Consider the following 15,023-nt stretch of genomic DNA (forward strand, 5'->3'; position numbering starts at 1 on the left):
AAGGCACAAACCTTATTAAAATCCACTTGTTTGAACAAAAATAGTAAAAGCCAAATCCCTATCAAGGATTTGGCTTTTTTTTGGTCAAAAAAAAGCCCCAGCATTTCACTGCTGGGGCAAGGCTCTCAATACAAAGGGAAACGTATCAATGAAATCTTAAGACTGTGGTTGTGCTGGTGTTTCAAGTTTTTCGATCTGTTGTGGGGTTAACAGTGCATACAAACCTGCACGGTTTTTTGCATAAGCAATGGTTAAATCTTCTGTAAGCTCACCGCTTTCCTCAGCGAGGTCATCAACTTTATCCATGTAGCTTTTTGAACTTGGGGACAAGCTGCTTAACTCAACTTGAGTACTATGTAGCTGCTCTTGAATTTTACGGATCGCCTTACCGTCTTTTTCAAAAAGGTCAGACACTTTTGCTTGCGTTTTCTCATCTAAACCAAGCTGCTGAGCCATGCGGCTAGCAAGTTGCTCATGACTTGGAACGGCATTAATTGGAGCTTCCTGAGCGGCTTGGCCTTTAGCAACATCACCTTCGGGTGATTTTGTTTCAGCATAAGCACTAACGGCTACACCGGTTATAATCGCGGCACTCAAACCGATAACACCCATCATTCCTGCTTTTTTACGATTAAACATAGTTGGCTCCTTAAGCTCTATTTCCTGTTTGGATGAAATCTATTATGTCTATTTCTATGTCAAACAGTGTCAAAGAGAGTGAATCGAGATGCACAACTTGTCATGAGAGCGTAAGGGAAAGTGCGCATTCACGAATTTTGCCTATTAACCGAGTAAGCCCGAACATATTCTTAGAAGTAGTGATGAATCGCTTGACGCTTCATCCACTTTTTAGCCATTTGAAAGCGCAGGGTCCCAGTCTTTCCAAACCACTTCGCGCCCCTGCTGACGAATCATCGCCATAATTTCCGTAACTGGGCGATCATCACTGATCTCAAATTGTTCCAGAGCCTCTTGAGAATCGTCCGCATAACCGCCAGGTTGCGTTTTAGATTCCGCACTCATAGTAGTAAAGCCCATACGCACAGCATGATGGCGAAATTCAGGGGATTCGCGGGTAGACAGGCTCATCTCTAAGTCCCGATCAAACAAGCGCCACGCTGCAATAAGTTGAACCAACTGACGATCCGAGATGACAGATTTAGGAACAATACCGCCTTCACAAGGGCGAATACGCGGAAATGCCACGCTAAATCGGCTGCGCCAGTAACGCTTTTGCAAATGCCGAAGATGATGCGCCATCATCACGGAGTCCGTGCGCCAATCCTCCAAGCCAAGTAACACACCCAAGCCAATTTTATGAATACCCGCTTGCCCAATTCGATCTGGCGCGTCGAGACGATAATTAAAGTTGGATTTATTGCCACGTAAATGATGTTCAAGATAGGTTTTACGTCGATAAGTTTCTTGATAAACCAGCACGCCATCTAAGCCAATATCCTGCAGTCGCTTATATTCGCTAGCATCCAATGGCTGCACTTCCATCGAGAGCTGACTAAAATGCGGTTTGATAAGCGGAATCATGCGCTCAAAGTAAGGCATAGAGACTTTATTGGTTTCTCCTGTCACCAGGAGAATATGATCAAAGCCTTTATCTTTAATCGCCGCGACTTCTTTTTCTAGCTGAGCTTCATTTAAAGTGAGACGCTTAATCGCATTGCTCATAGAAAAACCACAATAGGTACATTCATTCGCGCACGTATTAGACAAATACAAAGGTGCAAACAAACTCACCGTATTGCCAAAGCGCTGCAAAGTAAGCTGTTCGCTTTTCGCCACCATTTCCAGCAAATACGGCTCTGCGGCAGGGGAAATCAAGGCTGAAAAATCTTCCACATCCAATTTGCTTTTGCTCAAGGCCCGCAACACATCTGGCTCTGTTTTTTCTTGATGCGACCGTGTTACTTCCTGCCAATCGGCATTTTCAACAAACTCGCTGAATTGACCTTTCGTAGCAGGGCTTTGTTCAAGCATGCGAATTTTTTGACTGACTTCTTCCATCATGACAGAGCCCCAATGAAGTCCGTCAAAGGACTGGTGGCATTCGCCTGAACTCGCTTTTCACCCAAGCCCGATTCATAAGCCATTCGCCCTGCTTCCACAGCAAGCCTGAAGGCCTTGCCCATTTGAGCCGGTTGCTTAGCGACGGCCATGGCCGTATTTACCAACACCGCATCGGCACCAATTTCCATCGCTAAAGCAGCATCAGATGGCGCACCAATCCCTGCATCCACAATCACTGGCACCCTACTTTGCTCAATGATAATCTCCAGAAAAGGACGACTCGCCAAGCCCATATTGGAACCAATAGGCGACCCCAGCGGCATGACACATTGACAGCCTACTTCTTCTAATCGCTTACAAAGCACAGGGTCGGCATGAACATAAGGCATCACCACAAAGCCTTTTTTGATCAACTCCTCCGCCGCCAATAAGGTTTCCATACCATCTGGCATTAAATAACGCGGATCCGGATGAATTTCTAACTTCACCCAGTTGGTTTCTAATGCCTCACGAGCAAGTTCAGCGGCAAATACCGCTTCTTTCGCGGTGCGTGCACCAGACGTATTAGGTAGTAGTTTTATCCCCTGTTGCAACAAAGGTTGAAGAATGTTGTCCGTCTGATTTTTTAAATCCATACGACGCAGCGATAACGTGACCAATTCGCTCTCACTGGCGCTTAAAGAATCCATCATGGTATCGGAACTGGCGTACTTCCCAGTTCCGGTAAAAAGTCGAGAATGAAATTCGTGTCCAGCAATAAATAAAGACGACATATTAGCCTCCTGCAATCGATTCAAAAATAAACACCTGACTCTGCTCATTCAGTTCCGTACTGCGCCACAAGCTTTTTGGCACTACTTGCTGATTAATCGCAATGGCAATACCTTGCTCGGTCTTGCCTAATTGAGTAAGCAAATCTTCGAGCGTCTCTCCAACAAATTCGTGGACAGTATCGTTTAACATAATCTTCATGATTCATCTCTCGCATATTGTTCAAAAGACATGATAAGTGACCGAGTCGCTGATTCTGGATTAACCGCTTTAGTGATGGCTGTCACCAAAGCAACACTATCGACGCCCGTTTGCGTAACGCTCGGTAATCGTTCGGCATTGATGCCACCAATTGCCACTGTCGGAAACGCGCCTTTTAATAAAGTCGCATAGTGAGCAAGACGCGTTAAACCTTGTGGCTGAGATGGCATGTCTTTGGTTTGCGTTGGGTAAATATGACCTAAAGCTATGTAACTAGGCTGGATGGACTGGGCCCGAGCGATTTCATAGTAACCATGGGTACTGATGCCGAGTCGCAAGCCTGCCGCTTGGATTTTTTCTAAATCCGCCACGTCTAAATCTTCTTGACCGAGATGAACACCATAAGCGCCAAAAGCGATGGCTTGCTGCCAATAGTCATTGATAAAGACTTGAGCGCCGTATTCTTTTCCTAGTGTAATAGCTTGTTGAATTTTACTTTCTAGATCGGCGTCGTCAGGGTCTTTGATGCGCAACTGAGCAATTTTTACGCCTTGCTTTAGCACTCGCTCCAACCAATCCACAGAATCAACAACGGGATACAAGCCCATTTTTTTGAGGTCCATCTTGGCGAAAGGCAGCGTTGTTGAAGCCTTTGTGTTCATGTTTGGTGAAACAATCGCTGGAAGGTTTTCAATCTGAAGAGGCCAACCAGGTCGACCCAATGAACCAATTCCTTTGCCTATTTCCACGTCTGTTTTCAAGGCACCAGTGATATAAGCTTGCGCCATAGTCATCGCATCTAAAAGATCGTAGCCATGAGCGATAAAGCCAGCCAGCGCTATCGACAAGGCGTCGCCTGTGCCACGGGTGTTTTGTACGACCAGTTTTTCGCATGCGAAACCAATGATAGAATCCCGATTCACCAGCCAGTCTGTTGCTTGTTCTGAGTTTGAATGTCCTGCTTTGAGTAGCCAAGCACACCTTGACGATGATAAATACGCGGCCAATTGACCTTGTATATCAACCACTGACTGTTGAGCTGATAAGCCTGTCAACCGCTCAAACTCTATCGAGTTAGGTGTAATTACATCCACATAAGGCAGTAATGACTCTAATAAAGACGCTCCGACTGAGTCTTGCTGCAACAGGTTTCCCGACTCGCAGCTCGCCGCTATTACGGGATCAAAGACAACCAACACAGTAGGAAAGTCTGCTTTAATACGCTTCAACCAAATCGAGCAGGCTTTTACTATCTCAATGGATGGTAGCAAGCTCACTTTAATAGCATCTGGCGGTACGTCGTCGAGCAAGGTTTGCCACTGCTCATCGAACATGGACAAAGAAACAGCCTCGACGGAGCGCACTTCTTTGTGGTTTTGCGCTGTGATGCAAGTGACGATGGTTTGCACGTGGCAACCTAAATCTTGCCCTGTACCCAAATCCGCTTGAAGTCCAACGTTGGCGGACGAGTCCGACTCGCCCACGCACCAGACCACAGGAGGTTTTATAGACATATATCCTCCTTTCGCTTACAGCGATTCTTCTTTTGATTTGTTTGACGTTAATTTATCTGTGGTTAACTTATCTGTGGTTAAGTAGACATCACTGCCTAGCTCACGAAAGTGCTCAGACATTTGCTGCATACCTGCGTTCGCTTCTAAAGCACTCACATCGATTGCCTGTGTGCCTTCGAACTCTTTTGCACTCTCTAACCCTTTTGCATAGTCGCGAACTTCTTGGGTGATTTTCATCGAGCAAAATTTTGGCCCGCACATGGAACAGAAATGTGCCACTTTGCCGGAAGCTTGTGGCAATGTTTCATCATGGTAGGAACGGGCGGTTTCAGGGTCTAACGACAGGTTGAACTGATCTTCCCAACGAAACTCAAAACGCGCTTTCGACAAGGCATTGTCACGAATTTGCGCCCCTGGATGTCCCTTGGCCAAATCCGCTGCATGAGCGGCGATTTTATAGGTGATCAAACCTTCTTTTACGTCTTCTTTGTTTGGCAAGCCAAGGTGCTCTTTCGGCGTCACGTAGCACAGCATGGCACAGCCGTACCAACCAATTTGCGCGGCACCAATGCCAGACGTGATATGATCGTAACCCGGAGCAATGTCTTGCGTTAATGGCCCTAACGTGTAAAAGGGTGCTTCGTGACAATGCTTCAGCTGCTCGGTCATATTCTCTTCGATAAGCTGCATTGGCACGTGCCCCGGCCCTTCGATCATCACTTGCACATCGTACTCCCAAGCGACTTTTGTCAACTCGCCCAAGGTGCGAAGTTCCGACATTTGTGCTTCGTCATTGGCATCCATGATAGACCCCGGACGCAAGCCATCACCAAGCGACAAGGCCACATCGTATTGCGCGCACAACTCACAAATCTCGCGGAAGCGCTCGTACAAGAAGCTTTCTGTATGGTGCGCCAAACACCATTTCGCCATGATAGAACCACCGCGAGACACGATGCCCGTCAGGCGTTTCGCCGTCATGGGCACATAGCGCAGCAAAACGCCGGCATGAATAGTAAAGTAATCCACGCCCTGCTCCGCTTGCTCGATCAAGGTATCTCGAAACACGTCCCAGTTAAGATTTTCGGCCACGCCATCGACTTTTTCCAAAGCTTGATAAATAGGTACGGTGCCAATTGGCACGGGCGAGTTACGCAAGATCCATTCACGCGTTTCATGAATGTTTTTACCGGTCGATAGATCCATTACAGTGTCTGCGCCCCAACGAGTTGACCACACCAGTTTTTCTACTTCTTCTTCAATGGAAGACGTCACGGCAGAGTTACCAATGTTGGCGTTCACCTTCACTAAAAAATTACGACCAATGATCATGGGCTCAGATTCTGGATGATTAATGTTGTTTGGAATGATGGCGCGACCTCTTGCCACTTCATCACGAACAAACTCTGGCGTAATGCGTGTTTGTAGATTCGCCCCAAAGCTTTGACCTGGGTGCTGCTTCAATAATAATTCGCTCTTGATTGCATCAATATTTTGATTTTCACGTAAAGCGATGTATTCCATTTCTGGCGTAACAATACCTTGTCGAGCGTAATGCATTTGCGTCACACACTTGCCTTGGCGCGCTTTGCGTACTTTAGGTAACTCTTTAAAACGCAATTCATCCAGAGCCGAGTTTTCTAAACGTGATTGCGCAAATTCTGACGACACACTGGGCAACACCTCGGAGTCATTGCGCTTGTCGATCCAAGAAGCACGCATTGGCGCCAAACCACGATACACATCGATATTTTCGTGCGGATCCGCATATGGACCAGAACAATCATAAACATAGATGGCTTCATTGGGTTCGAAAGTCAGGTTATCTGGATCAGAACCAATCGGTGTATCGGTTAAGTTGATCTTACGCATAGGAACGCGAATCGAATCGTCTGATCCGCTCAAATATATGCGCTCAGACGCTGGAAAAGGCTTGGCTTGTAATGATTCGATAAAAGACTTGGCGGCTTGGCGCGTTTCTTCTCGAGTCTGTTTTTTAGACAATTTGCTTGGTTTTTTTTGAGGTTTATTCGTAGTCGACATAGCACTTCCCTTATTTAAAAAATGGAGAATTGCTTGTCTGGGGTGCTGTTTTACAGGCAAACGCACTACTGGCGTTAATTTGCAAAACATGAACCCTGAATTTTATTAGGAAAGGATGCTGTAGACATATGACCGCATCGATTCCATAAAAATCAGGAGTTCATTCGATGCAGAAAAGAAAAATAGAGACTTTCTTGTTTCCTACGCGGGTATTAGCCCGATCAGGTTCTGCGGATCCCGCATTTAATTATGCGATCTCAGCCAAATGGCACTCCGACAAGTAGGGCTGAGTATACCCAGTCTTATCGGAATGTAAACACCCACATTTTCAGCAAGTGTTTGAGGAACCAATCAACGAAAAACTACTCGGCTTGCATTTCCAGCGCCATTTTATAGAGGTAATTTTTCTTCTCACCCGTTAATTTCGCCGCCATAACTGCCGCTTGCTTAACCGGTAAATCTTCTAGCAAAATCGTCAGAATACGCTTCGCTTCTAATTCGGCTTCATTACCGCTCTCTTGCGTAAAACTCAGCATAACGACAAACTCACCACGCATTTGGTTGGCATCTGCATCGAACTTGGCAAGTATTTCAGAGGCCGTTCCGGATAAAAATGTCTCAAATGTTTTCGTTACTTCCCGTGCTAAAACCAGCTGAGCATCCTCACCATAGACTTTTTGTACATCCGCAATGGAGTCATAAACTCGGTGAGTAGATTCATAAAAAACCACGGTGCCAGTTTGCTTCTTCCAAGATTCAAACAAGTCACAACGACCTTTGGATTTAGCAGGAACAAAGCCAGCAAAAAAGAACTGATCGGTAGGCAAACCAGAAGCACACAATGCTGAAATCAACGCGCAAGCACCAGGGATCGGCACGACTTTATGACCTTGCTCTCGTAATGCATGCACCACATGATAGCCAGGATCTGAAATAAGTGGCGTACCCGCATCAGAGACTAGGGCAACATTTTTGCCTTCCTCTAGTAAGCTGGCAACGTAGTTAGCTTTATCTTTTTCATTGTGATCGTGAATTGAAAATAGCTTCGCTTCAATCGCAAAATGATTGAGCAAGCGGCGAGTGTGTCGAGTGTCTTCTGCGGCTATATAGTCTACATCGCGTAAAGTTTGCTCTGCTCTCTTACTGAAATCATCTAGATTGCCAATTGGAGTGGCAACTATGTACAGCGACCCTCTCGCATCATCAGAACTATGTGGTACCATGTTGCCTCTTTTATTTGTCATTTTATAAGCTTATGAGCCTAATTAATTACCGCATCATATCATTAACTCTTTGTACTTTTCTGCTAAGCGCCTGTAATTCCATGAATTTAAATATGGAGCAGCCACAAAACAGGGTCCAAGCAAAAAATAGCGGTTCACAAGAAAGAACTTTGCCGCCTAGTATTTATCACCCAAAAAAAACAACCGATGTTTCCAAAGCGCTGGCCGATGCTTACCTCTCTGCCAAAAATCTGTATGAGCAAGGTGAGTTTCAACAGGCCATTGATATTTTAGAAGACAAGCTTTTAACAACGCCTTCTTCTATTCAATTTGAAGCCTATTTATTAGCTGCTTTGTCTGCGTCTTACTTGGATGATTCAATTGAATCTAAAAGCTATCTAGAGCAAGCAAATCAGCTTATTGCTGCGCGCCATCCGGACAATCAAAATAAACTTAAAGAAACAAGAGCATCCATCCTTGAACATTTTGGAAATTGGCTAGAAGTCGTCGACCTTCGCATGGATTTAACCTACAACCTTCCCCTTAACGAAGGCGAAGAAAATCAAGCAAAATTATGGATGGCGATCCAAAACCTGACTCAAAATGAAGTGGACGAATTATTTCAGCAGCAAAAACCTCTACTTAATGGCTGGCTGACAATAAGCAGCATATTAAGAAATCAAACCCTGTCCATTGAACAGCAACTTCAGATGTTCAAAAAGTGGCAAGCTGAAAATCCAAATCACCCAGCCGCCCTATCACCACCACAAGATTTTGAAATAATGGCTTCCGTTGAACAGATGGCACCTAAAAAGATCGTCTTGATGTTACCAATGAGCGGGAAGTTAGAACGCGCATCCCAAGCTATTGTTGATGGCTTCTTTGCCTCTTTCTACAAGCAAAATCAAGCCAGGCCAGAAATTCATGTCGTCAACGTTGATGACTATGCGACTATCCAAGAAGCACTTAATGCCGCCAACGAACAACAACCAGACGTCATTATTGGGCCTTTGCAAAAAAACAACGTTGCTCAAGTAAGTCGCCTAGAGTTACCCTACCCTGTTATCGCGCTTAATCAGCTCGATATTAATCAGCACCCTAAAAATCTGTATCATTTCTCTTTAAATGCCGAAGATGAAATACATGAACTCATCGCCTTCGCCAAACAAGAAGGGGCAACCAAAGCCGCCATTTTAAGCACACAAGATACCTGGGCTCTAAAACAAAGCGATGAGTTTCGTGCTGAAGCCGCCAAAGAAAATGTCACTATCACATCCAATCAGTCTTACGCGAACACCCCGAGAGGCAGACAAGATGCGGTTCAAAAATTACTATTGGTCACCGAAAGCTATGCTCGCAAGAGATCCATTGAAAAATGGATTGGAACAAACGTAGACAGCATAGCTCGGTCTCGTGAAGATTTAGATTATGTCTACTATATTGGCAAACTCAATGATGCCAAACAAATTCGACCGCTTTTAGATTTCTATTTCGCTGACAAAATACCTATGTTAGCTAGCAGCACTTTAAATGATAGTGCACCCGAAAGATCAACAAAACCAGAAGACATAGAACGCATACTATTCACTGAAGCACCGGCCCTTACACCAAAGAATACTTCACTTGAAGTTTTGCCTAAAAATCAGAGTTCAAATATTTTACGCAGACTACAAGCACTAGGAGCTGACTCGTACTTACTGGCAAACAAGTACCAGCTGTTCACATTGCTTCCAAGCACTAAAATTTCAGCAAATACTGGCATTATCACCATGGATGAAAATGGCATATTTCATAAAAGACCTGAAATCATGACTTACCGAAAAGGAAATTTGGTATATGCGAGCAGTCAGCAGTTTTTTGAACAAAAGGAAAAAGCCGAAAAATAACGGCGAGAAAGCAGAACAAGCTGCCGAAGCCTTTCTATTAGAGCAAGGGCTTCGGTTTGTAGAAAGAAACTACTTCTGCCGTATCGGGGAAATTGATTTAATCTTTAAAGATCAAAACACCTATGTTTTTGTAGAGGTTCGCTTCCGAGCAAACAATGCTCATGGAAGTGCCGCTGAAAGCCTCGGGCAATCAAAGCTTAAAAAAGTTCGCAATAGCGCTGCTTTATGGCTACAAAAGAACAACAAAGTAAACAATGCAAGTCGCTTCGATGCGATATTATTTGACGAAAAAATAGACTCTCAACATTTAACTTGGCTTAAAGCAGTATTTTAACCACTATGGATTTTCAAGAAGCAATCTACACACAATTTGCCCAGAGTTTTGAAGCACAACAACAGGCTCTGGAAAGCTTACCGCCTTACATTGAGCATGCTGCAAAAGTGATTTTTTCAAGCATTGCATCTGGCGGGAAGGTCATTTGCATCGGCAACAGTACTGGCTCTCACCTATCTCAGTATTTCAGTACATTGATGCTGGACAGAATGGACCGAGAGCGCCCTGGCCTACCCGCTATTAATTTGAGTGGTGAAGGCTCCGCACTATTAGCCATCACCCACAACGATAGCTACCACGACGTCTTCTCAAAGCAGATCACGGCACTTGGCAATCAAGGCGACATATTGTTTGTTATTGCAAACAGAGGCAACACCTCCCCCATAATACAAGCGATACAAGCAGCCCACGAGCGAAAAATGAGCATAGTCGCGCTGACTAGCCCAGAAGCTAAAAACGTCTCTTCACTGACCTCACAAGACGACACAGAGATAAAAATCAATCTACTCGGTACCGCCAGAGTTCACGAATGCCAACTTAGCGTCATTCATATTTTAGTTGACCTACTTGAGCGCCAACTGTTTGGCTACGAAGACTAGGTTTAATCCAATACAAAAACTTAAGACAAAAAAGCCGCTCGAGAGCGGCTTTTTTAGTCTTAAATAAAACTATCAGGCTTGTTCACGAACCTTGCGCTGACGCTCTTTTTCAAGTGCTTTTTCGAGACGATGTTTTTCAACTGCATCCAGCACTTCCGCACCGATATGCTCTTCACCACGAGAACGAGCAAGCTGAACCTGACGCTCACGCTCAATAAAGCGTTGGCGCTGCTCATCAGTGAATTTATCAACGCAATGCACGCAACTCACGCCTTGAATGTAATGCTCGCTTTGTTTCTCTTCTTCGGTAATAGGCATACGACACGCATGGCATTGGTCGTATTCGCCTTTTTGTAGATCGTGATTTACAGACACACGATTATCAAACACGAAACACTCACCTTCCCATAAGGTTTCTTCTTTCGGCACTTCTTCCAAGTACTTCAATATACCACCTTCAAGGTGATACACCTCTTCGAAGCCTTGCTCTAACATATAAGCGGTGGATTTTTCACAACGAATACCACCCGTGCAGAACATAGCGACTTTCTTGTGTTTCGCTGGATCCATGTTTTCTTTCACATAGGAAGGAAACTCACGAAAGGTCTCTGTTTTTGGGTTAACCGCATTTTTGAACGTGCCAATTTGCACTTCATAATCGTTACGGGTATCAACAAGAACCACATCAGGATCAGAAATTAAAGCGTTCCATTCAGTCGGCTTAACATAAGTACCGACCACGCGCTTAGGATCGATGCCTTCAACACCCATGGTAACGATTTCTTTTTTAAGCTTCACTTTGGTTCGGTAGAACGGCATGTCTTCGTCATAAGACTCTTTGGTGACAATCTTATCCAAACCTGGCTGCTGATCTAACCAAGCCAACATGGCATCGATACCTTCACGAGTACCCGCTACTGTACCATTAATGCCTTCGCTCGCTAGCAACAAGGTGCCACGAATACCGTTATCTTCTAGTGTTTTCTGAAGCGGTTCACGAAGGGATTCAAAATGGGGCAGTTCAACAAATTTATAAAGGGCACACACAACGACTTTAGACATAACATTCTCCTATGCGATCTGGAACGTAAAACCAGAGCAATTAAACAAGGCGCGCATTATAAAGATTTATAGACCATTTTTCGAGGCCAAATCCCAAAAAAACCACACAAACAAAAGGGAGTAAATTTACTGATCCGGATCAAGCGTAGACCCGGTGGTGTTATTAACACGGAACCAGCCAGCAATACTGTGCCGAGTCCGTTTCGCCACGACCACTTCATGATAAAAGCATTCGCTCAAAAACACCGCCAAGCGCCCTTTTTTCGGGAAAAAACGCCCTACTTCGATAGAAGAATCATGCTCATCGTAAATAATCAATTCACCGCCATCACCATCTTGCCAATCTTCATTCAAATACAAAACGGTCGATAAAATACGATTACTTTCGCCTTTAAAGGCATCTATGTGTTTTTCGTAAAACGCGCCTTTTTCATATCGGGCAAAATGCGCCTCATAATCGAACAACCCCAAGAACAAACGACGATTGAGTGCGACACGCAAGTCAGCCATCATTTTTAAAAAATCGGTGCGAATAGCTTTGTCTGGATCAATCCACTGAATATAATCACGTCGAGCATCCAAAACAATTTGATGATCTTGCTTACGACCAATACCCGCCTGCAACATCACCGCATTTTGTATGCTTTCTGCCTCATCCATTAACGCTTGAGTAAAATCCGATGAAAAAAAGTCGTCTTGTATGCTCCACCCCTTGGTCTGTAGATCCATTAATAAATTAGCAAATGGTTCCTCCCTACTGAAAGCGGGAATAGAATTTTCAACATACAGACGTTTAGCAGGCAGAACTTTATTAGACATAGATAGATTCGTCACTTAAAAAAGATCACTTGTAAAAAGACAAAATTACAACAACAGGTATGATACTGTAGCCAAAGATACAACACACCAAGATTTCACCTGATAGATTTAAAACAAAATGACTCAAACCTTTCAATTACGAGACTACCAAATTCAAGCCGTTGATGCGTCTTTGGGACACTTTCGTAATAGCGACGATCCAGCCGTTATTGTACTTCCAACAGGCGCAGGAAAAAGCTTAGTAATAGCAGAGCTTAGTCGATTAGCTAAAGGTCGAGTTATTTGTTTGGCACACGTGAAAGAACTGGTTGAACAAAACCACGCGAAGTTCTTGGCAACTGGCGCATCGGCGGGAATTTTCTCCGCTGGACTAAGCCAGAAAACCAGTACAGAAAAGACCACCTTCGCTAGCATCCAATCACTATCGGCAAACCTTGACGATTTTAACGAATCCGCAAGCTTAATCATCATTGATGAATGCCATCGCGTCGGCATGGAAGAAAGTGGCCAATACAATAAAACCATCGAACATTTTCGAGCTCTAAACCCTAAGGTAAAAATTCTTGGCTTAACCGCCACGCCCTATCGTTTAGGCAGTGGTTGGATCTACCAGAATCATTACCATGGCTACACGCGAACCTGCACCAACTCATTATTCAAGAAATGTATTTTTGAGCTGCCACTCCAACACATGGTGAAAAAAGGCTATTTGACGCCGCCTATACATTACGATGCCGCGATTGCTCATTATGATTTCAGCTTACTAACCGAGAGCTTGGATGGCGAGCAAAACACCGACGACATCGCCTTAAACGAGCTGATTCATAAACACCCAAGAGTCACCGAAGCCGTTACCGAACAAATATTACAACTTAGCCAAGATCGCCAAGGCGTGATGATTTTTGCTGCCACCATAGATCATGCTAAAGAAATCGCCAGCTACTTACCGGCAGATAAAACCGCGCTAATAACCGGTAAAACCAAGCTCAAACAACGCGATTCATTAATCACTGCATTTAAAAATAAAGAGATCAAATACTTGGTTAACGTTTCCGTATTAACCACCGGATTTGATGCGCCCCATGTGGACGTAATCGCCATATTACGGCCAACGCAATCAATCAGTTTATTCCAACAAATTGTCGGCCGTGGTTTGCGTTTAAGTCCTGGCAAAAAAGACTGCTTGGTCTTAGATTATACCAATAATGGCTACAATATATTTCAACCTGAAATTGGCGAAAAGCGCCCAACTCAAGATTCAGTGGCAGTGCAAATTCATTGCCCTGCGTGCGACTTTGCCAATACATTCTGGGGAAGAAAAGACGCCGAAGGTAATATCATTGAACATTTTGGACGCCGCTGCCATGGTCTAGTGGAAACCGAACACGGAGAAGAACAATGCACGTATCGCTTTCGCTTCAAACGCTGCCCTCATTGCAATGAAGAAAATGACATCGCTGCACGACAGTGCCAACATTGCGCCGAAAAACTCATTGATCCGGACGATTTATTAAGAAGCGCACTCAATCTAAAAAACAACAAAGTATTGCGCTGCTCAGCGATTACGCCAGAAATAAACATCAAAGAAAAAAGCATTAAGATCACCTATCACGATGAAGATGGATTAACACTGGCAGAGACATTTCGTTTTAATTTCAAGAAGTCCCGACAAGCGTTTAACGACCTATTTGCGCGGAGGATTGCCAACGGCAGTCAATCTATTGAATTTGATAATCTTGAAGAGGTGGAACGCTTTTTACCGTATCTTCCTGCGCCTGATTTCGTCATCGCGAAAAAGCAAAAGCAACATTGGCAGGTCACTGAACGATTATTCGATTACCAAGGACCTTATCGAAAAGCCAACGAGCTTAGTTAAAAGCATTAACCCTTGGCTTTTAACGCATTACGATAAGACATTTCAAACGGCAGATTCATTCGTTTCAAGTGGTCGATTGCAGCCGCACCCAAAACACCTTTTGGCACCCCTGTCAGCAAAACAAACCAATAGTTAGCAATCATATTTTCCGCAAAAATACCGGCGGTTTTATCGTCCACACCCACTTGCTTAAAGCGCTTAACGATACCTTCTGAAATAACCGCCATTTGATTGGTATGAAACCCACCCTTCGCCAAGCTATCTAGCAATACTTGCCGAGTAAATTCAGCGTATTCATCGTAAAAGTCAAATAAGACTTGAGCCATCTGCAAAAGGTAATCAATTGGCGAAGAGCTGGCTTTTTGAGAAGCAACAGCCGCGCGAAGCGCCACATCCATCTCATCAAAAAAGATATCTTTTACTAGGGAAAGTTTATCCGGAAAGTGTACAAACAAGGTTCCAACGGCGATGCCAGCTTTGTCACTTAAGTAGCGAGTACTGGTTGCCTCAATACCTTGCGTTAAAAAAGCTTGCTTGGCAATGGTTTTGATTTTAGATCGAGTATTGGCTTTTTGCTGCTGACGAAGACTCACCTTAACATTCCCCTAAGTAAGATATCAGGAGAGTCTAGCCTGTCTAATTTTCGAAAACGAGCATAATTTAACGCGTAGAA

At 44.3% G+C, this 15,023-nt stretch carries 14 protein-coding genes and 1 riboswitch; of the genes, 4 read left to right on the forward strand and 10 right to left on the reverse strand.

Annotated features, from left to right (window positions below):
• Positions 1-156 precede the first annotated feature (156 nt).
• The 7 genes from KDW99_RS11010 to rsmI all read right to left on the reverse strand — a co-directional run bounded on the left by KDW99_RS11010 (position 157) and on the right by rsmI (position 7,774).
• Positions 157-639: a hypothetical protein gene (locus KDW99_RS11010; RefSeq protein WP_255824829.1), complete on the reverse strand. Its 483-nt coding sequence runs from the start codon at positions 637-639 to the stop codon at positions 157-159.
• Positions 640-849: 210 nt separating this feature from the next.
• Positions 850-2,022, reverse strand: a complete 1,173-nt coding sequence (gene thiH, locus KDW99_RS11015; RefSeq protein ID WP_255824830.1) for a 2-iminoacetate synthase ThiH — start codon at positions 2,020-2,022, stop codon at positions 850-852.
• Positions 2,019-2,795: a thiazole synthase gene (locus KDW99_RS11020; protein ID WP_255824831.1), complete on the reverse strand. Its 777-nt coding sequence runs from the start codon at positions 2,793-2,795 to the stop codon at positions 2,019-2,021. The genes thiH and KDW99_RS11020 overlap by 4 nt, the downstream gene beginning before the upstream one ends.
• 1 nt (position 2,796) lies before the next feature.
• Positions 2,797-2,994, reverse strand: a complete 198-nt coding sequence (thiS, locus tag KDW99_RS11025) for a sulfur carrier protein ThiS (RefSeq protein ID WP_255824832.1) — start codon at positions 2,992-2,994, stop codon at positions 2,797-2,799.
• Complete coding sequence (gene thiE / locus KDW99_RS11030; RefSeq protein WP_255824833.1) at positions 2,991-4,508, reverse strand: thiamine phosphate synthase; 1,518 nt, start codon at positions 4,506-4,508, stop codon at positions 2,991-2,993. The genes thiS and thiE overlap by 4 nt, the downstream gene beginning before the upstream one ends.
• A gap of 15 nt (positions 4,509-4,523) precedes the next feature.
• A complete protein-coding gene (gene thiC / locus KDW99_RS11035; protein WP_255824834.1) occupies positions 4,524-6,551 on the reverse strand; it encodes a phosphomethylpyrimidine synthase ThiC in 2,028 nt (675 codons plus the stop codon).
• 181 nt (positions 6,552-6,732) lie between these two features.
• A riboswitch (TPP riboswitch) is annotated at positions 6,733-6,837 on the reverse strand.
• A gap of 76 nt (positions 6,838-6,913) precedes the next feature.
• Positions 6,914-7,774 carry a 16S rRNA (cytidine(1402)-2'-O)-methyltransferase gene (gene rsmI, locus KDW99_RS11040; RefSeq protein ID WP_255824835.1) on the reverse strand — a complete coding sequence of 287 codons (861 nt, stop codon included), beginning with the start codon at positions 7,772-7,774 and terminating at the stop codon, positions 6,914-6,916.
• A gap of 113 nt (positions 7,775-7,887) precedes the next feature.
• Between rsmI and KDW99_RS11045 the strand changes: the two genes are divergently transcribed.
• From KDW99_RS11045 to KDW99_RS11055, 3 genes are read left to right on the forward strand one after another with little or no spacing between them, the layout of a single operon-like run.
• Positions 7,888-9,660 (forward strand): penicillin-binding protein activator, encoded by a 1,773-nt coding sequence (locus KDW99_RS11045; protein WP_255824836.1) that lies wholly within the window; start codon positions 7,888-7,890, stop codon positions 9,658-9,660.
• Positions 9,611-9,994 carry a YraN family protein gene (locus KDW99_RS11050; RefSeq protein ID WP_255824837.1) on the forward strand — a complete coding sequence of 128 codons (384 nt, stop codon included), beginning with the start codon at positions 9,611-9,613 and terminating at the stop codon, positions 9,992-9,994. Before KDW99_RS11045 ends, KDW99_RS11050 begins: the two co-directional genes overlap by 50 nt.
• A 5-nt stretch (positions 9,995-9,999) precedes the next feature.
• Positions 10,000-10,593: an SIS domain-containing protein gene (locus KDW99_RS11055; protein WP_100188409.1), complete on the forward strand. Its 594-nt coding sequence runs from the start codon at positions 10,000-10,002 to the stop codon at positions 10,591-10,593.
• A gap of 72 nt (positions 10,594-10,665) precedes the next feature.
• On the opposite strand, the gene trhO is transcribed toward KDW99_RS11055, so the two are convergent.
• Together trhO and KDW99_RS11065 are read right to left on the reverse strand one after the other, a co-directional pair.
• Entirely contained in the window at positions 10,666-11,655 is a 990-nt protein-coding gene (gene trhO, locus KDW99_RS11060) for an oxygen-dependent tRNA uridine(34) hydroxylase TrhO (protein ID WP_255824838.1), read from the reverse strand.
• A 126-nt stretch (positions 11,656-11,781) separates the two neighbouring features.
• Positions 11,782-12,474: a 2OG-Fe(II) oxygenase gene (locus KDW99_RS11065; protein ID WP_255824839.1), complete on the reverse strand. Its 693-nt coding sequence runs from the start codon at positions 12,472-12,474 to the stop codon at positions 11,782-11,784.
• 118 nt (positions 12,475-12,592) lie between these two features.
• Between KDW99_RS11065 and KDW99_RS11070 the strand changes: the two genes are divergently transcribed.
• Positions 12,593-14,350, forward strand: coding sequence for a DEAD/DEAH box helicase (locus KDW99_RS11070; protein ID WP_255824840.1), 1,758 nt, complete (start codon positions 12,593-12,595; stop codon positions 14,348-14,350).
• Between the two features lie 5 nt (positions 14,351-14,355).
• On the opposite strand, the gene KDW99_RS11075 is transcribed toward KDW99_RS11070, so the two are convergent.
• Positions 14,356-14,943, reverse strand: a complete 588-nt coding sequence (locus tag KDW99_RS11075) for a TetR/AcrR family transcriptional regulator (RefSeq protein ID WP_255824841.1) — start codon at positions 14,941-14,943, stop codon at positions 14,356-14,358.
• Positions 14,944-15,023: the final 80 nt, after the last annotated feature.

It is taken from the genome of Marinomonas rhizomae (genome assembly GCF_024397855.1).
Classification (GTDB): Bacteria; Pseudomonadota; Gammaproteobacteria; order Pseudomonadales; family Marinomonadaceae; genus Marinomonas; species Marinomonas rhizomae_A.